The organism is Sphingobacterium sp. ML3W, from assembly GCF_000747525.1.
In the GTDB taxonomy this organism is placed as follows: domain Bacteria; phylum Bacteroidota; class Bacteroidia; order Sphingobacteriales; family Sphingobacteriaceae; genus Sphingobacterium.
Window position 1 is genome coordinate 2424295 of record NZ_CP009278.1, and the last position, 18164, is coordinate 2442458.

At 36.1% G+C, this 18164-nt stretch carries 15 protein-coding genes; 12 read left to right on the forward strand and 3 right to left on the reverse strand.

The features are described from left to right. The first annotated feature begins 138 nt into the window (after positions 1 to 138). The 9 genes from KO02_RS10270 to KO02_RS23560 all read left to right on the forward strand — a co-directional run bounded on the left by KO02_RS10270 (position 139) and on the right by KO02_RS23560 (position 9091). Positions 139 to 1605 (forward strand): ATP-binding protein, encoded by a 1467-nt coding sequence (locus tag KO02_RS10270; protein ID WP_038698056.1) that lies wholly within the window; start codon positions 139 to 141, stop codon positions 1603 to 1605. Positions 1606 to 1608: 3 nt separating this feature from the next. Beyond that, complete coding sequence (locus tag KO02_RS10275) at positions 1609 to 5190, forward strand: response regulator (protein ID WP_038698058.1); 3582 nt, start codon at positions 1609 to 1611, stop codon at positions 5188 to 5190. A gap of 15 nt (positions 5191 to 5205) precedes the next feature. Continuing rightward, positions 5206 to 5577: a response regulator gene (locus tag KO02_RS10280; protein WP_038698060.1), complete on the forward strand. Its 372-nt coding sequence runs from the start codon at positions 5206 to 5208 to the stop codon at positions 5575 to 5577. Next, a complete protein-coding gene (locus tag KO02_RS10285) occupies positions 5578 to 6408 on the forward strand; it encodes a CheR family methyltransferase (RefSeq protein WP_038698062.1) in 831 nt (276 codons plus the stop codon). 13 nt (positions 6409 to 6421) lie between these two features. Then, positions 6422 to 6997: a chemotaxis protein CheB gene (locus tag KO02_RS10290; RefSeq protein ID WP_038698064.1), complete on the forward strand. Its 576-nt coding sequence runs from the start codon at positions 6422 to 6424 to the stop codon at positions 6995 to 6997. A 63-nt stretch (positions 6998 to 7060) separates the two neighbouring features. Then, a complete protein-coding gene (locus tag KO02_RS10295) occupies positions 7061 to 7435 on the forward strand; it encodes a response regulator (protein ID WP_038698066.1) in 375 nt (124 codons plus the stop codon). Positions 7436 to 7723: 288 nt separating this feature from the next. Continuing rightward, positions 7724 to 8248, forward strand: coding sequence for a ferritin-like domain-containing protein (locus KO02_RS10300; protein WP_051959860.1), 525 nt, complete (start codon positions 7724 to 7726; stop codon positions 8246 to 8248). An 84-nt stretch (positions 8249 to 8332) separates the two neighbouring features. Further along, positions 8333 to 8545: a hypothetical protein gene (locus KO02_RS10305; RefSeq protein ID WP_038702490.1), complete on the forward strand. Its 213-nt coding sequence runs from the start codon at positions 8333 to 8335 to the stop codon at positions 8543 to 8545. A gap of 186 nt (positions 8546 to 8731) precedes the next feature. Further along, complete coding sequence (locus tag KO02_RS23560; protein WP_038698068.1) at positions 8732 to 9091, forward strand: hypothetical protein; 360 nt, start codon at positions 8732 to 8734, stop codon at positions 9089 to 9091. A gap of 176 nt (positions 9092 to 9267) precedes the next feature. Here KO02_RS23560 and KO02_RS10315 read toward each other — a convergent pair whose 3' ends face one another. Then, the gene (locus KO02_RS10315; protein WP_051959861.1) at positions 9268 to 10485 is read right to left on the reverse strand and encodes an MFS transporter; all 1218 of its coding nucleotides are present in this window, start codon (positions 10483 to 10485) and stop codon (positions 9268 to 9270) included. Between the two features lie 101 nt (positions 10486 to 10586). On the opposite strand from KO02_RS10315, the gene KO02_RS10320 reads away from it, so the two are divergent. Next, positions 10587 to 11423 carry an AraC family transcriptional regulator gene (locus tag KO02_RS10320; protein WP_051959862.1) on the forward strand — a complete coding sequence of 279 codons (837 nt, stop codon included), beginning with the start codon at positions 10587 to 10589 and terminating at the stop codon, positions 11421 to 11423. 273 nt (positions 11424 to 11696) lie between these two features. Beyond that, on the forward strand, positions 11697 to 13409 hold the full coding sequence (locus KO02_RS10325) for an FAD/NAD(P)-binding protein (RefSeq protein ID WP_038698070.1): 1713 nt from the start codon (positions 11697 to 11699) through the stop codon (positions 13407 to 13409). A gap of 91 nt (positions 13410 to 13500) precedes the next feature. On the opposite strand, the gene KO02_RS10330 is transcribed toward KO02_RS10325, so the two are convergent. Then, the gene (locus KO02_RS10330) at positions 13501 to 13797 is read right to left on the reverse strand and encodes a hypothetical protein (RefSeq protein ID WP_038698072.1); all 297 of its coding nucleotides are present in this window, start codon (positions 13795 to 13797) and stop codon (positions 13501 to 13503) included. 1195 nt (positions 13798 to 14992) lie between these two features. Between KO02_RS10330 and KO02_RS10335 the strand changes: the two genes are divergently transcribed. Next, positions 14993 to 15625: a fibronectin type III domain-containing protein gene (locus KO02_RS10335; RefSeq protein ID WP_038698073.1), complete on the forward strand. Its 633-nt coding sequence runs from the start codon at positions 14993 to 14995 to the stop codon at positions 15623 to 15625. A gap of 204 nt (positions 15626 to 15829) precedes the next feature. Here KO02_RS10335 and KO02_RS10340 read toward each other — a convergent pair whose 3' ends face one another. After that, complete coding sequence (locus KO02_RS10340; RefSeq protein WP_038698075.1) at positions 15830 to 18010, reverse strand: ATP-binding protein; 2181 nt, start codon at positions 18008 to 18010, stop codon at positions 15830 to 15832. Between the last annotated feature and the right edge of the window lie 154 nt (positions 18011 to 18164).

Here is an 18164-nt window from a genome sequence, read left to right on the forward strand (position 1 = left end):
GAGCGTGCTATATTGGTCAAGGTCACTCCATAATAGGCAGTCATTATTAAAAAATAAAATGCTATTTTTAAACTTTATCATTCGAAGACCTATGTCAGAGGCACTGTATTTTGCAAAGGAAAAAGAATTAAACTAACTATGATTTTAATTGTTGATGACCAAGAAGCGAATATCTATTCACTGAAGAAATTACTGGAATCCAAAAATTTTTTGGTGGATACAGCGCTATCTGGAGAGGAAGCCCTTAAGAAGGTGTTGAAGAATGATTATGCTTTAATCATTCTGGATGTTCAGATGCCCGGTATAGATGGGTTTGAAGTCGCAGAAACGCTATCTGGTTTTAATAAAACGAAAGATGTCCCCATTATTTTTTTATCTGCAGTAAATAAAGATAAAAAGTTCATCACAAAAGGATATGCTTCAGGGGGAATTGATTATGTTACCAAGCCTATTGATCCTGATATTCTGATGTTGAAAGTTAAAACCTTTTATCGTTTGTATGAGCAGACCCTTGCCTTGAACGAAATTCAGAATGTGCTTCGATCGGAAATAGAAGAGCGGAAAAAAGCGCAGCAAGAACTTAAAGAACAGGTAGATTACTTGCATTCTATTTTGGAATCTCTTCCACAACTTGCTTTTACAGCAAATGAGGAAGGGCATATTGAATTTGTTAATAGTAAATGGTTGGCCTATGCCGAATCGACCCTATTTCCCGAAACACATGTTAATGATGCTGATATCAGAGCTGCGTGGCTAACGTCAATAGCGGCTGAGGCGCCTGTCGAAATGGAGGTTCGGATTAAGGAAAAGAAGGCTGAGATTTTTAGGTATCATTTATTGCGGATCATTCCAATTAAAGAAAAGAATAATCAGATTAAGTGGGTAGGAACCTTTACGGATATTGACGATCAAAAACAAATCGAAAAGAAAAAGGATGAATTTTTGAGTATCGCAAGTCATGAACTTAAGACTCCATTGACCAGTATTAAGGCTTATGCGCAATTGCTGGAAAGAACCATTAATACCAACGATGATGAATCAGCAGGAAAGTACATCAATAGAGTGCAATCTCAAGTATGCAAATTGAATGCGCTTATTACCGATCTTTTGGATATCTCCAAGATCGAAAATGGAAAATTGAAGATTACCAAAAAAAGTTTTGATTTTGAAAGCTTACTAACAAATGCCATAGATATTATTTACCAAACACATGACAATAATAACCTTGATATTCAAAGAGAAGGGGATATGATAGAACGGCTGTTTTTAGGAGACGAGATTAGAATTGAGCAGGTCCTGATCAATTATTTGACCAATGCTATTAAATATGCACCTAATTCAGATCGGGTTATTGTGAAGACAGATTGGCTTGATAATCAACTGAAAGTGTCTGTAATCGATTTTGGAATTGGTATTCCAGAGCATAAGCAGCAGAATATTTTCAGTAAATTCTATCGTGTGGAGGAATCCTCTGTTCGGTTTCAAGGATTAGGGATTGGTCTTTATATCTGTTCAGAAATCATTAAACAACATAATGGTACAGTGGGTGTCCAAAGCAATTTGGGACAAGGATCGACTTTTTATTTTACTTTACCTCTCAACTAAGAAATGTCTAAACCCTTTTTAAGAAATCTACAGATTGGCTTCGGATTTTCCTTGCTGCTGTTATTAACAAGTTCCACAGCGTCTTATATCAGTATAAAAGAACAGATCAACAGTCGTACGAAAGTTGATCATAGTCGCCGTGTTATAGCTTCGGCTAACCGTATCCTCAGTAACCTACAAAATGCAGAGACAGGCCAAAGGGGCTATCACCTTACTGGCAAAGAATCTTTTTTAGCCCCTTATCAAAATAGTTTAGAGCTGTTGCCACAATCTCTAAATCGGACTAAAGAACTGGTTGCTGATAATCCAGAGCAAAGATTAGTCGCTGACAGTCTTTCTTTTTTTGTAAAATCACGATTGGATATCTTAACGCATCTTGTAGAAGAAAAAAAACAAGGTAAGCAAGTGACCTTAGCTCAATTGGAAGAGGGTAAAAATTATATGGATAGTTGTAGGGTCATGATTGCCCGTTTCATCGATGCCGAGGAAGTATTGTTGGATAAGCGTGCTAATGAACTGAACAAATCGTCTTTCTATACTTCTATTTTTATAGTTATCGCAGCGATTTTTTCATTGCTGATTACCATCATATTTTACTTGCGCATCCGTACAGATTTCAATCAACGGGAAAAATTGCAACAATCATTGAAAGATAAGGATAAAGAGATAGGCCGACGGTTGAAAGTAACGCAACGAATTGCCAACCAGATAGCTGGAGGAGATTATACTGTCAATGACGTAGAACAAGATGATCTTGGAAGTTTAGGTGGCTCTTTAAATCAGATGGCACGCGCTCTTCAACGATCTTTTGACGATTTGAATAATAACGAATGGCGACAAACGGGACTAGCCAAGCTCAATGAAGTTCTTGTAGGAAATAAAACGGAAGATATTTTAGTGTCAGATTCTCTAAATCAGCTCATCACCTATGGCAACTGTACAAATGGTGCTTTTTATTTATGGGAGTCAGAGCAGATTGTCTTGAAGTATGCATATGGTCTGGAAAAAAATATAGTTAAAACGCTAGCACCTGGGGAAGGAATGGTTGGGCAGGTTTTTAAAGAAGGTAAGGTGAAACGCTTTGAAAATCTTAATAATAACGATTATATCGTGAGTTTTGCAAGTGGGCAGTTGCGGATAGGTCATGTGCTTTTATTACCTGTGTTTGTTGATTACCATTGTATAGGTGTAATCGAGTTGGGATCTATAAACCCTTTTGAAAATGTGAAATTACCATTTTTTATAGAGGCTACCCGAAATATAGGTATTGCAGTTGCTGCTGCTAAAAGCCGTGATCAGGTGCAACAACTTTTAGAAGAAACGCAAACACAGACAGAAGAACTACAGGCTCAACATGCAGAACTGGAAAATTTAAATACAGAACTCGAAGCGCAAACTCAAAAACTTCAGTCCTCCGAAGAGGAATTGCGTGTTCAGCAAGAGGAACTCGTTCAGTCTAATCAAGAGCTGGAAGAGCGTTCCAAATTGCTGGAAGAAAAAAATCATCTCATTGCAGAACGAAACCTAGAGATACAACATAAAGCAGAAGAGCTGGCCCTGAGTACAAAATATAAGTCCGAATTCTTAGCCAATATGTCGCATGAACTCAGGACTCCTTTGAATTCGATCCTTCTTCTATCACGACTGATGTCGGAAGACACTGATGGCAATCTGAATGAAGATCAGATTGAATCGGCTAAAGTGATCCAAAGTTCGGGAACGAGTCTCTTGAGTCTGATTGATGAGATATTGGATCTATCAAAGATAGAGTCTGGTAAGATGGAGCTCGATTATCAACTGGTAAAATTAAACGATATCAAACATGATTTGAAAAGTTTATTTTTACCTATTGTTAAAGAAAAATCTCTCGAACTTGATATCATTTTGCCTACTGATATATCTGAATCACTTGAAACTGATCGGTTAAGACTTGATCAGATCCTGAGAAATTTGTTGTCCAATGCCATTAAGTTTACAGCCAGTGGTACAATTACACTTACAATTACAGAAGATTTCGATAACATGATTTTTGCTGTTAAGGATACAGGAATAGGGATAGCAGAGGAAAAACAAAAGGTAATATTTGAAGCTTTTCAACAGGCAGATGGATCTACACGTCGTAAATTTGGCGGTACTGGATTGGGACTTTCAATCAGTAGGGAAATAGCGCGATTATTGGGTGGAAAGATTTTATTGGTCAGTAAAGAAGGAGCAGGCAGTACGTTCACTTTGATTTTACCAAAAACGAAAATAGCCGATACAGTAAAACCAACTTCCGAGGAACTGATAGATATCATTGCCTCAGATGTCAATGAGATTGTAACCATGGTGGCCCAATCACCAAATAGTAATGTGGTATATGACATCCCAGAAGAAGTGGAGGATGATCGAGATAATATTGTGAAGGGTGATAAGGTAATTCTTATCGTAGAGGATGATACCAATTTTGCCAAAGCGTTGTTAAAATATACGCGCCAGCAGCAATATAAGGGAGTGGTTGTCGTTAGGGGTGATATTGCTGCTGAATTTGCTGCACGGTACCTTCCATTGGCCATTCTATTAGACATCCAATTACCAATTAAAGATGGTTGGCAAGTGATGGATGAAATAAAAAATAATCCAACGACTCGCCATATTCCGGTCCATATTATGTCATCATTACATGTCAAGAAAGAAAGTTTACTGAAAGGAGCTATTGATTTTATCAATAAACCCGTTGCTATCGAGCAGCTCGGGCAGATGTTTAAAAAAATAGAAGAAGCATTGACACGTTATCCGAAAAAGGTGCTCATCGTAGAGGAGAACCCTAAACATGCCTCTGCTCTTTCTTACTTTCTGAGTAACTTTAATATAGTTGCAGAAATCAAAACAAATGTGGATGAAAGTGTTCAAGCACTAAGCTCGGATTCCGTCAACTGTGTAATCTTGGATATGGGCGTGCCCGACAAGATTGGTTATGAAACGCTAGAAGCAATTAAAAATAATGCAGGTCTAGAAAATTTACCGATTATCATTTTCACTGGAAAAAACCTGTCCCATGCAGAGGAAGTAAAAATAAAACAATACGCCGATTCTATTGTAATAAAAACGGCTCATTCTTATCAGCGGATTTTAGATGAAGTGGGACTTTTTCTACACTTGGTGGAAGAAAAGACAGCTGATGTGCAAAAAAGGAAAGCGAATAAATTGGGTTCCTTAAATGAGGTTTTAACTGGTAAGAAGGTGTTGATTGCTGATGATGATGTTCGGAATATATTTTCGCTTTCGAAAGCTTTGGAGAAATATCAAATGCAGATTATTTCGGCCACAAATGGAAAAGAAGCATTAGTGCAACTGGACAACCATCCCGATGTATCGATAGTGCTGATGGATATGATGATGCCGGAGATGGATGGTTATGAAACGACCAGGCTGATTCGCAAAAATCCGCAATATACCAAATTGCCGATAATGGCCGTGACAGCAAAAGCAATGACAGGTGACCGGGAGAAATGCATTGTGGCGGGAGCTTCAGATTATATTTCTAAACCTGTAGATACCGACCAATTGCTATCTTTATTGCGTGTATGGTTGTATGATAATTAAGTAAAAAATAACAAGATGAAACAAGCTAAGGTTATATTGGTTATTGATGATGACAATCGTAACATCTTTGCATTGCGGCTGGCGCTAAAGTCGAGGGGATATCAAGCGCTCGCGAGTAGCAGTGCTAGAGAGGGACTTGCCATATTGGCTTCCAATAGGGATATTGACATTGTACTCATGGACATGATGATGCCCGATATGGATGGTTATGAAGCCATTCGGGAGATAAAAACTTCGAGTATTTTCGGTAATACGCCTGTGATTGCTGTCACGGCACAAGCCATGCAGGGCGACCGGGAAAAGTGTATTGAAGCAGGTGCACGTGAATATGTTTCCAAACCCATAGATTTAGACAAATTAGTCATGATAATTGAACAAGCTTGTTAGATGTGGGAACCGAATATAATCAAAAATGAAGAGATCGACCTTCTCTTGACGGATGTCGCCGATCGATATGGGTATGACTTTACACAATATAGTAAGGCTTCATTGAAGAGACGCTTAAACAGACTTTGCCTTATTGATAAATTCACCAGTTTTGCTGAGTTACGTTATACTGTATTGAACCAACCAGAATATTTACAGCGGTTCGTTGAAGAGATTACGGTCAATGTTACGGAGATGTTTCGCGACCCTAATTTTTATAAGTCTTTGCGTGAAGAAGTATTTCCGAGATTAGGTACGTATCCATTTATACGGATTTGGGTGGCTGGATGCTCTACCGGAGAGGAGGCCTACTCGATAGCAATTTTACTGAAAGAAGCTAAATTGTATCATAAATCATTGATTTATGCTACGGATATCAATCCAGGGGTATTAGAGCGCGCAAGTAAGGGAATCTTTCCGATTAGCCAGATGCAACAGTATTCAGAAAATTATAGACTTTCAGGTGGAATAGAAGACTTTTCAAAGTATTATACAGCAAATTACGACTCCGTAAAATTTCATGGTGACTTAAAGGAAAAGATGGTTTTTTCAACACACAATTTAGTGTCCGATTCTTCTTTCAATGCCTTTCAGCTCATCCTTTGTCGCAATGTGCTCATTTATTTTGATAAAGAATTACAAAATAATGTTTTTAATCTATTTGATGTAAGTCTTGATACATTTGGTTATTTAGCCTTGGGGTCGAAAGAAACGATTCGTTTTTCCAATTTAGAACAACAGTACAGACCAATCGGTCAGTCGCGAATTTGGCGAAAAAATAAAGTCATCTAATACTCCTAGAGCTATGGTAAAGAATAGGCGTATATTGGTGATTGGAGGATCTGCAGGATGTCTGAAAGTATTATTAGAGGTATTACCAGACTTGGAGTTAGGTTTGCCATTTCCAATTGTCATTATTGTCCATCGTAAGCCTCATCCGGATTCTGTATTGACCAAATTATTGGCGAATAGTACAGCAATGGAGGTGATCGAGGTAGAAGATAAGGAGACAATCATGCCGGGGTGTATCTATATAGTTCCACCTGATTATCATATGCTCTTTGAAAACGAGACGCTCGTTTCGTTAGATTTTTCGGAAAAGATTAATTTCTCACGTCCTTCTATTGATATTACTTTCCGATCTGCAGCTGAGATTTATAAAGAAAATACAATCGCACTGCTTTTATCGGGTGCAAATGCAGACGGAGTAAAGGGTTTACAACAGATTAAAAACTATCGCGGGTTGGTTGTTATTCAGGATCCTATAACAGCCGAAATTGATTATATGCCAAAGCAGGCTGCTTTGAATGTAGCTGTTGATTTTATATTAAAGCCTGAAGAAATTGCGGCTTTTATCAACGGATTGAGTACTTACCGCTGACAATTTATCCCTACTATTTTATTATATTAGCGTCTTATCAACATTACTACTACACTGATTACTATGGGAAATAAAAAGATATTACTCTTTGACGACGATGTAAATATTTTAGAGGTATGCACGATTATTTTGGAAAGTTCTGGATATCAAGTAGCAACCTCCCAGACTTCGCACGATATTATCGAAAAAGTAACAGAAATTCTTCCAGACCTTATTTTAATGGACAATTGGATTCCAGAAATTGGAGGTATAAAGGCGACTCAACTTGTGAAAAATCACCCCGATTTTAAACACATACCAGTCATCTATGTTTCTGCAAATAGTGATATTCATCTACTTGCAGAAGAAGCAGGAGCAGACAGCTATCTTGAAAAACCATTTAATTTGGATGACTTGGAGAACCAGGTAAAGCTTATGTTGGACACTGAAAAGCATTAACCAAAAAATGTTTTATAATTATTGCAAACTGACGTCGTAACTCAAATTCTTAGAAAGAAGATATTGATTATTCAGAATCATTTTTTTTAGATATCACATGCAATCAGTTTTTTAGAGGTTTAAGTCTAGCATTTACCTCTTGGTATTTGTTTCCTGACCATGTTAAATGCATATATAAAATAAGAGTTTTTACCTGGTGTTTCATATTAATACGCATTATGATTGGTTGTGGAAACTAATAGCACAACTGGACGTTCTATAGATAGATAAATTTAAAACTTATATATCATGGCTAGAAAAAATAAAGAAGGCAATATGCCTAACGCCCATCTCCACGAATTATTTGTAGACGAATTGAAAGATATTCTAGGAGCGGAAAAGCAGCTTCTCAAAGGGCTTAAAAAACTATCTGCTGCTGCAAAAAGCGATACACTAAAAAAAGCATTCGAAACACATTATGAACAAACCGAAGGGCATATTGAGCGTTTGAAATCAGTTTTTTCAAGTTTAGACATGACTGCTCGGGGTAAAAAGTGTAAGGCAATGGAAGGACTTTTGAATGAGGCAGATGAAATTTTGGAGGAATTCCAAGATAGTCCTGAAGTATTAGATGCCGCACTGATTGCTGCAGCCCAAAAAGTTGAACATTATGAAATTGCGAGTTATGGCTGTTTAGTAACATATGCTAGATTGATGGAACATAGCGAAGCTGAAGGACTTTTGGCTTCTACCTTAGAAGAAGAAAAGGAAACGGATGTTTTATTGACCGAAATTGCTATGAGCGAGGCCAATGTCGGCCAATCGGTGGATTAAAAACTCTTCTAATTATCATATATGCCACTGTCATCTTTTAATTAAAAGATGACAGTGGCTTTTTGGAAACATAATTTGAAACTCATGGCGACTAAAAATGAAAACTCAAAAGTAGGTATTGTTAATAAGAAACAACAACCTAAAAAAAAGAAGACTATTACTTCTATTATTGATAAAAGAAATAAGAAACAGGAAGGGGATGGCGAAGCTGGAGTAGATCCACAAGTCGAACAATTAAATCATATGCCAGAGCCAGATACCTTTCCAAAAGAGAAAATCGAACCTAAAGAAAAATAGTGAAAAATAAATAATCAATAAATAGAGTGGAACCGATAGAATTTTATGATTACCAAGTATACAAAAATAGGGGACTTAGGATGCTAATTTATAAAATTGGATTTCAAAAGTAAAAATGATTTTCTTTATAAAAGAAGCTTATTAAACCTTTGATATCATTTGCTTATAATCTTAATAATTGTAGAGATGAATGATAATATAGAACGCGAACTCCTCAATGAAGGAAACAACAATATATATGAAACTTTAGCATATGTCGGTGAAATTGATTCAGTTCAAACCATAAAATTCCTTACAGAATTGAATAATTTTGCTTTTCAGAGATTTATCTGCCGCAATATCAACTTTCCGCAGATGAAATATGAATTATTGACACGATTTCATGTCGCTATATTCGATAGAAATCGCAATAGGAATCTAGGACTTTTGAGCTGTGCTTATAAGTTTATATATCAAGAAGATGACCAGTTTCATTTTGATATAATAAAAGTATATTCTCTTGAAGAATTTGAACAAAGATATAAAGAATACCAACATAAAGAGTAGCGATAAGCTACTTATGTTGGTATTATTGCTTATCACAGGGATCCAATGTTTACTTGTAACTAGCGTATCTGACTGAGCGTGAGGTCTGTTTTGAAGGAAATCCAAACGGTCCATACTTTGCGGGAGGTCTTTAAGATATGGAAGAATATACGGGGCTATCTGATAATAATAATTGATTAAATCTCTTTGTATTCATTTTTTTTATCGGCGTAAGTTATTAAAAACTTGATTATCCCCATTAAAGTAATTGCTGCTGCTAACATTAAAGGCCCAAAGATATTTAGAATTATTGCACCTATAAATGCACCTCCTGCAATTGCTGAATTAAAGATTGTAGCATACATGGATTGTGCGACATCAGAATTTTCTTGTGATTCATCAGCCAATCTTTTTTGAAGTAATGTTGGAACTCCCCCAAAAGAAATGCCCCATAAGATGATACCGATATAAATAAATAGAGATGAGTAAATACCCAGGAGCAAAAATATAGAGGCTATTATGTATAGTGTAAGACAAATAAAGATTAATTTATTTAAAAATCTATCCACTAGAAGACCTATAATTAGAACACCCAATAGTGCCGAAAATCCAAAGATTAACATAAAGATATCTAAATTTGATTCTAAATCATATTGACGTAGATAATAACCTAAGTAGGTATAAAGCGAATAATGCGTTACCATCCACAAAAATAAGATGAGAAAGATTTTACTTATTTCTTTGTTCTTAAAGATTTTAAAGGAACTTTCCCTTTTCTTTGCTTTCGTAGAACCAGGAAAATCCTCAATAAAGAAGACTATCGCCACTAATAGTACAGCTGTTACTGCTGTAACAAGCCAAAATGCACCATACCACCCAAAATGTAAGCCTAGCCAAGTCGCAAATGGAACGCCCATAGCTAGTGCTAGTGGGATGCTCGAGCTAACCAGCGCTATTGCTTTTCCCGTTTGCTGTGGGCTAACAAGCCTCTTTGCGTAACCTACTAATAGGCCCCAAGCTACGCCTGCAGCCATACCACCACAAAACCTGGTCAATAACATGATATAATAGTTTGTCGTTGAGGATGTTGCGGCATTAAATACTAGATATCCAAAAATTGCGAATAATAGCACTTTTTTTCTTGGCCAATGTGCGGTAGCAGAGATTATAGGAACACCAGCTACGACTGAACCAAGTGCGAAAATGGAAATAAATTGTCCGGCTGCTCCAGCAGAAATATTTAGATCTCTGGCCATTAATGGCAACAGACCAGCTGGCATTGTTTCCGTCATAACAGCGACAAAACCAACCATATTAAGAATTAGTAGTTGAAAAAGAGGAAAGTCGGATTTTTTTTTCGTTACCTGATTAGCTATCGTATTATTATTAGTGTGAAGAGTTGTATTTTGTTCCATTTATTATTGAAATTATTCTAGATATAAAGAGTGGGTCAAAATTAGGATGTAGATAATAGCTAATTAGGTACATTCATGTTCTTTTTCGGTACTTTTACAACATGATAAATAATGTTAAATATAGACCGATAGAAGCTTATTTACTAAGTGCAGAAAATTCGTTTAAGGATGTCTCTGTTAATTTTTTTAATTTTATTTACGTTATTTCAGGTAGCGGTGACCATTATTATAATGGCAATGCGTACGCATTTAAGGCTGGGTATTTTATGGTATCTACCCCTGATAAAGGACATCAGTTCAAAATGACTGAAAGGGTCGAGTTTTTAATCATGCAGTTTCATATCAATACAATTATTCACTATCCATGGAAGTCAATTAAAGATCTAGACCGATTACTTTTCAATTCATCACAAACTTCTGGGAAAATAAATTTTTCTGAAAATGACAGTCAACTTGTAATTTTTTTTGTTAATGGGCTGATTTCAAACCTGAAAGATAAATCTCTTTATTATAGAGAGTTAAATATGTCATATATTGATTCTCTTATTTTTATTGTTGCCAGATCTCTCTCTAGTATGAAACCTGCTGGCTTTTCAGAAAATACCGAAAATAAAATCGAAGATGTTTTAAATTATATTGAAGAAAATATTCATTATCCTAAAAAACTAACTATACAACAAATTTGTTCTTCGTTGCAGATCACACCCAATTATTTCAGCACATACTTTAAAAAAAATTGTGGTATTAATTTTCAAAAATATATCAACGATTATAGGCTACGTCTCATTGAACATCGTTTAAAATATAGTGATAAAAGAGTTGGTGAGATAGCCGAGGAATTTGGTTTTGTTGATGAGAGTCATATAAATAAATTTTTCAAAAAGCAGCGAGGTATGAATATGTCATCGTTTAAAATGTTGCTTTTTAAAAATAAATAATAATTTTTATACAGTTCAATAGTAAATAGCGCGGATTCTTCAGTAAGAAAAGAGTATGGTGACATATTATAAGAATTATTTTCTTGAAAAATGACCAAATTTTAGTTTGAATTTTGATAAAGTGGAACTACATCAATATAAATCAACTACTAAAATACCGCTAATATATTATGATCAAAGATGTCATTCAATATTTTTGTCTCAAAAATCGAAAAGACAGCAAGAAGGGTACGAATTTTGAATATGATTTTATGTCATAATCCAGCAATTTTTATGGAAAATCAAAAATCAAGATCGATTGCACTAATAGGTGGGGGACCCGCGGCTTTATTTATGTTAAAGGAGATTGTCAATCAAAATCTTTCGGTTGAAAGTATCTATATTTTTGAAAAAAATGAGCGGTTGGGAGTTGGTATGCCCTATGGTAAATATGGGGCGTGCAATGAACATCTCGCTAACGTTTCTGCTAATGAAATTCCAACATTAATTTCCGATATTCCTTCTTATTTGTCCAGATATCCAATTGATGATTTTCCAGATTACTATTTAAATGGCGAATTCAATCCAGATCAGGTTTTACCAAGACTTCTTTTGGGAAATTATCTCGAAAACCAATTTCACGAATATATTAAGTTGGCCGTAAAACATAAGATAAAGGTAAATGTTTTTACAGAATCTGCTGTTATTGACCTCGTATATGACAGTGAAAAAGAAAACTACACGGTGGTTATTACAGATGATAAAGAATATGAAGCCGAAATCGTTGTGTTATGCACAGGGCATCATTGGCCGATAACTTTTGAGGGACAAACAAAAGGATGGTATGATTCTCCTTATCCACCATCAAAATTTAATCAACCGACAAATTTTCCCGTCGCTATTAAAGGAGCCTCTCTTACTGCTGTGGATGCCGTCAAAACCTTGTCACGTTTGAATGGTCGTTATATCCATGAAGATGATAAAATCAGCTATGTTCTGAATGAAGGTTCCGAAAACTTTTCTATACATTTATTTTCAACTGGAGGCTATCTTCCTGCATTGAGATTTCATTCAGAAGAAGAACCATACGAAGTTTCCTGGTCAATGACACTGGAAGAGATATATGATTATAAGGAGAAAAATAACGGTTTTGTTGAGCTGGATTACGTTTTTAATAGAAATTTCAAATACCCACTTAAGGAAAGAGACCCAGCATGCTATGAGAAGATAAAAGATATGACGATTGAGGAGTTTGTAGAAGAAATGTTGACGATTAGAAAAGAGCTCGACAGTTTTACTCTTTTTAGAGCGGAATATTTAGAGGCGAAAAAATCCATTAACAGGAGACAGTCTATATCCTGGAAAGAAATATTGTCTGCCTTTAGCTATGCTATGAATTATCCTGCCAAACACTTTTCAGCAGAAGATATGCTCAGATTACGCAAAGTTTTAATGCCTCTTATCAGTGTTATCATTGCGTCTTTGCCACAGGAATCGTACAAAGAGATTATTGCTTTATATGAAGCTGGTGTAATTGATCATATTAAAGTTGATAAAGAAAGCCATGTTGATTCCCATAAAGATGGAGGTGCAATCTATCGTTTTATTGATACGGGAGGGAAGAAACATGATCTACATTACCAACTATATATTGATGGAACCGGACAACAGCCGCTGGAATTTAACGATTTGCCATTTGAAGGACTTAAAAATAATGGATTGATCAGTACAGGATATCTAAATTTCAGGAATAGGGATGAAGGGCTAAAATATTTTAACGAAAAAGGCCTAAATGTAAAGAAAGATAGTAACCAAGGTTTCTATATGCAGGTAAAGGGTTTAAGTATAAATGACCATTTTCAAGCACTTGACTCCTTTGGAAATGCGACTAAAAATTTATTTATTATGGCAGTGCCATTCATTGGTGGTCTGAATCCGGATTATTCCGGACTTGACTTTTGCGATACAGCAAGTGAGAGAATTGTAAAGTTTATAAAGAACAATTAAATTCGTATTATCATAAAACATAGTAAAAGTACATGTGAATTTCTAGAGATTTGTAATTTTTAGATAAATTAAAGTGAGTTTTCTCTGCCCATTACCATACCTTTCGGTTGGAAGCATTTAATGAATCCTTCACATAATTTGCGATCTCATCATCGTCTTTTGCTTTCTCTAATCTTTTCTTTAGAGTATTTTCCCAGTCTTGAATAGCCTCATCTGAAGAGTCTCCACACCCAAATATACCTTCTTGTTGATTTGGTCCTAGCAGACAACAGAAGCTTTCTCCTTTCATGTATACAACAGGTCTTAATTCTTTAACAAAATCTGACAATTCATTTGAATCATAATCAATTGGGATAATAGCATCCTCGGAAATTTTCATCTGTATCATAGCGTAGTTTTAGAAATAACAGTTGGCCTTCAACTTTAGTTTTTAATAGTTGTAAAATTATGTTAATACTATAAAAGGAGATAGTATGTTTTTTCATTTCCATATTTATACTCCACACAACAGTATTTTTCATAAGATTCACGATGCATACCTCAAAGGGTTTGAGGTAAGAAGGTTTACCGGTGATATTCCAAAGTTCTAATTGGGCTTCAGTAGTATGTGCTGTACTGTTAGCTTACAGGTGCTTTTTTTATCATCTGGATCCTTGATAAGTTAGACATCAAACGCTCTACCTTTTATAGGTCGGTCAATAAGATTTTACTTTCCCTGTATTGCCAGTGGGGAAGCGATCTTATTTTTTGAAAGCTGATGTTGTTGCATTATTTGATAAAACAAAGGGAAAAGACCCCTATATTTTAGGGAAATTGGCACATCAAGTGCGCACAAGGTAGCGAGCGGAGCTATAAAGTGCCACTTTCTCTAGTTACTTCTTTTGTTTTGGTAACCACTTCTTGTGGATAGGTGCCCCCTTGTTGTTAAAAGGGGAGTATTTGTCCGCAACTTGTGGACACTTGTAGATATAAGTGGCTACTTGTTTCGGATAGGGAGACACCTCTTTGAAAATAGCATGTACTTGTTGACTATTTGTGAACATTTCTTATGAACAACCAGTCCCTTGTTAGCAATAAGTGGATACTACTTTAGAAAATTTATCCACTTGTTGTGAACAAATGAACAGGAATAGTGAAAAAGTGTCCACGAGTTTTGGATATCCGTCCACATCTTGTGCATAAGTGTTCAGTTCCTCAACAGACCGAGTACTTCTTTTGAATAAAGGTCCACTTGTTCCCTTGAATGTACTCCTTCTTTAGAAAACCTATTCAGATTTTGGGAATAAGTGGTCCTTTCTTGTGCGTAAGTGTTCACTTGCTATCAAGTGTGGGTCGCAGGTTTAAAAGAAGTGAAACCTGCTTTTAAACATAGTACTAGAGAAAGCCAAGAAGTAGTTGGTTTTTGGTGCTGTTTCTCATTTTTCCAGTTTTTTATTGTCCCACATTTCCATTCACTGTCCCATTTTGTCCCACTTTTCTAATTTTACTGTTGTCCTCTTTTATGTTTGTTTCATGATGTTCGTCCGGAAGTGCATCTGAAACTAATTTTTTAACAGTGTGTAGGCGCTATTATAATTCAAAACATGAGAAAGAAAAAAGTAATCTTGGACTACTCGTTGGTCAGTGACGATGAGTTCAATACGATGGTGGGTAAAGTAATGGACTGTTTGGAAGGACATGCTATTTTGGTCGATCTGCCGGTGAGTCTGGTGGAGCTGAAAGCACAGGCGGATGACTATAAGGCGAAATGGCAGAAAGCGAGCCGCGGTGGTAGCGTACTGGAAATAGCAGAAAAGAATGATAGTAAGAAGGCGGTATCACGACAGTTGAAAAACATCGCTTTTTATGTCAATACGGTGGCTGATGGTTCGCGCTCTATTTTGCTGAGCTCGGGGCTGATCTTGGAGAGTGATCCAAAAAGCTCGCAAATACCAGGAATGGTGCAAGAGGTGGTACTGGTCGATGGAAAGCAGCGTAATCAGTTGCAGGTCAAGTTCAAACCATTGAGAGAAGCTATTTTATACGAATATCAGATAGCAGGTACCTTGGATGCTTTTGATCAGCCGGTATGGGGAGAGATGTTGCAGACCAGTACGAGTTATGCTAATATATTCTCGCCGGTGCAGCCCGGTTTTACCTATTACTTGCGTGTGCGTGCCCGTAATAAAAGGGGAATAGGGGATTGGTGCGATGCGGTGAGCCTTACAGCACGATGAATCGGGTAGTAGTCAAACGAATCGGACAGGGGAATAACAGTACCCTGTCTGAAATCTATATCGACGAGATTTCACAATCCTGCTCAGTTATATATAACCGCAGTAAACCATATCATCTTGGAGCTTAACCAATTTGTATTGCACAACAGCCTTGGAACTAAATAATATTTAGGAAAAGATAGTGATTCTATCTTTTCCTAAGTGTTAATCAAGCAGCATACTAGGAGGAAAGTCTTCTACCATCGGGAAATAGAGATAAACGGTTGTCCCGCTGCCTATTTCCGATTCGATTTTGACATTGCCTCCCAATCTTTCCATGATACGTTTGACCAAAGAAAGTCCGACACCTGTCCCTTCAATAGCATTTACATTGTTCCCTCTTTTAAATATTTCGAAAATTTGGTTTAAATTTTCGTTTGGGATTCCGATTCCTTGATCTTGAATACAATAACAGACTTGGCCATCTTCGAAATAACTGTTGATATGTATAGTAGCTCTTACGGAATTGGTCGAATATTTAATGGCATTGCCGATAAGGTTGCTGAAAATTTGATAAAGGGCTCCCTTTTCTGCCCATATGGGTAATAATCGGCCATAGGAGATATCGCACGGATAATCATTATATATGACCGAGCTGTCTTTAAATATCTGTTGCAGGTTATAGGCCATAGGAATGGGCTCTTTTGTTAACGTGCTGGTTTTATGTTGGCATAATAACACCACATTATTGATGATATCTTCGATGCTCTCCGTGCTGGCAATCAGATTGCTGTACCATTTGTGTATGGATGTAGGATCAATAGTATCTTTATTGTTCTGCAAGAATTGAAGTCCAATTTTCAATATGGAAAGTGGGTTTTTAAGGTCATGGGAGAGGGTAAATGTCAACATTTCCAATTCGTTGTTTGTTGCTAAAAGCTGTTCATTCCAAAGTTGTCTTTCTTTCAGTTTACTGACAATGGTTTCCTTTAAAATCTGATTCAATTTCAATACAAAATTGATTTCAAGGTCGTTCCAGGGCTGAGCAATATCGTGATTGATACTTTCGGATACGGATATCTTAGGACTATCACGTTTAGACGTGGCAGGAGTAAATTGTAAGTTTAATGCTTTACTTGCACTTTCTTTTCGAAACCACATTAATATATGGTCATTTGATAATCCTACTTTTAAGTATAAAAGTCCTGCAAAGGGTAGTTTTCCGGAAATATTTTTGGCGTGGTTCAGTCGGAAATTATTATCTTTAAAAAGGGACTTTTCGGTATGTGATTGAATGAAGGATACGATTTCATAAAGTTGTTGAGTAGTTGGACATAAACCTTCAAAATAGACATCACCTTGATTAAAAATAGCAAAACCATCTGCATGCACCATATTCATAAGAGTAGGCATATGCTGTACTAAAGCACAATTTACAGTTTTACTTTTGGATAGGTCAAGTTTTAATTCAGTTTCAGCTGACTTTAATATTTCATGTCGATCTAATAAGTTTTGTTTCAGATAATTTTCATACTTGCTGGTTGCATTCTGAATGGCAAATGTACAAAGTTTACGCTGTTGCAAATCGATATGCTTTTCTTTACTATGATGAGCTACTAAAAGACCCCAAAATTTACTATCGACATGAATGGAAAAAAATAGTGCACTTTTTATACCTTTTTGGGATAGAAATATTTGGTGAAGCTCGGGTATAGGTGCTAATTGACTTTCCAAGAGGTTGACTTTCGAACTGTTGAAATAGAATTCCTGATTTTTATCTTCAAGATTAGGGCTATACCGGTAGGAACACATGCTGTAAAAAGGAAACACTTCCTTTGGCATAAAGCTCTTGGAAAATTCTATGTTTTTATAATGTTGTTTACCGTCTGAGGTGTCTTCAGCGATGACTTGACTATACCCCGTTTCTTGAACTTGAACAACAAAGACGTGTTCGAAACGCAATAAACGATTTATGGCATGGCAAACCAAGTCCCAATTGTTCGGTTGAATTGCATCTAATAAAAAACTGAACTCGTGTATCTTTTTTGCTGATGTATATTTTTTAAATTGCTCTTCCCATTCAATGAAAAGCTGATTATGGTGGAGACTTAATTTAAGATAGACTCTTTTATTGGCTAGTTTTAAAGGAATAATTTGACGCGAAATAACATGATCTTTGATGTTTGTTAAAAGTCGAAAGACCTTTGCTGTATGTTTTCCGAAAATATTGGCGCCAAAAGCTTTTAGTGATTCACCCAACACATTTTCTTGATTTCCTAATTCAAGTTCTTGAAGCGCGTTTTCACTGACTCCCAAAACATGGAAATTTTGGTCCAATATGATGACACTGCCAAATTGCTGTAAAGTACTCGTATCAAAATTTTCAAAGTCTGAATCGTTTTTCATATATGATATATATTCAAGGAATGTTCTAAATTAACCAAAATATGTCAAAATTTTAATTGTTCAATCTTATCCATATAAGGTGGAAAGATATAAAACCTCATTTTGTTAAAAACTTATAAATAGTAAATAAACAAAGCCATTCACTTCCGTCCTA

What these genes read in the sequence shown, in the direction of transcription:
- KO02_RS10325 (WP_038698070.1), top strand. Translation starts at nt 11,697, where the DNA reads ATGGAAAATCAAAAATCAAGATCGATTGCACTAATAGGTGGGGGACCC.
- KO02_RS10335 (WP_038698073.1), top strand. Translation starts at nt 14,993, where the DNA reads ATGAGAAAGAAAAAAGTAATCTTGGACTACTCGTTGGTCAGTGACGAT.
- KO02_RS10275 (WP_038698058.1), top strand. Translation starts at nt 1,609, where the DNA reads ATGTCTAAACCCTTTTTAAGAAATCTACAGATTGGCTTCGGATTTTCC.
- KO02_RS10285 (WP_038698062.1), top strand. Translation starts at nt 5,578, where the DNA reads ATGTGGGAACCGAATATAATCAAAAATGAAGAGATCGACCTTCTCTTG.
- KO02_RS10280 (WP_038698060.1), top strand. Translation starts at nt 5,206, where the DNA reads ATGAAACAAGCTAAGGTTATATTGGTTATTGATGATGACAATCGTAAC.
- KO02_RS10270 (WP_038698056.1), top strand. Translation starts at nt 139, where the DNA reads ATGATTTTAATTGTTGATGACCAAGAAGCGAATATCTATTCACTGAAG.
- KO02_RS10295 (WP_038698066.1), top strand. Translation starts at nt 7,061, where the DNA reads ATGGGAAATAAAAAGATATTACTCTTTGACGACGATGTAAATATTTTA.
- KO02_RS10320 (WP_051959862.1), top strand. Translation starts at nt 10,587, where the DNA reads ATGATAAATAATGTTAAATATAGACCGATAGAAGCTTATTTACTAAGT.
- KO02_RS10315 (WP_051959861.1), bottom strand. Translation starts at nt 10,485, where the DNA reads ATGGAACAAAATACAACTCTTCACACTAATAATAATACGATAGCTAAT.
- KO02_RS10340 (WP_038698075.1), bottom strand. Translation starts at nt 18,010, where the DNA reads ATGAAAAACGATTCAGACTTTGAAAATTTTGATACGAGTACTTTACAG.
- KO02_RS10290 (WP_038698064.1), top strand. Translation starts at nt 6,422, where the DNA reads ATGGTAAAGAATAGGCGTATATTGGTGATTGGAGGATCTGCAGGATGT.
- KO02_RS23560 (WP_038698068.1), top strand. Translation starts at nt 8,732, where the DNA reads ATGAATGATAATATAGAACGCGAACTCCTCAATGAAGGAAACAACAAT.
- KO02_RS10330 (WP_038698072.1), bottom strand. Translation starts at nt 13,797, where the DNA reads ATGATACAGATGAAAATTTCCGAGGATGCTATTATCCCAATTGATTAT.
- KO02_RS10305 (WP_038702490.1), top strand. Translation starts at nt 8,333, where the DNA reads ATGGCGACTAAAAATGAAAACTCAAAAGTAGGTATTGTTAATAAGAAA.
- KO02_RS10300 (WP_051959860.1), top strand. Translation starts at nt 7,724, where the DNA reads ATGGCTAGAAAAAATAAAGAAGGCAATATGCCTAACGCCCATCTCCAC.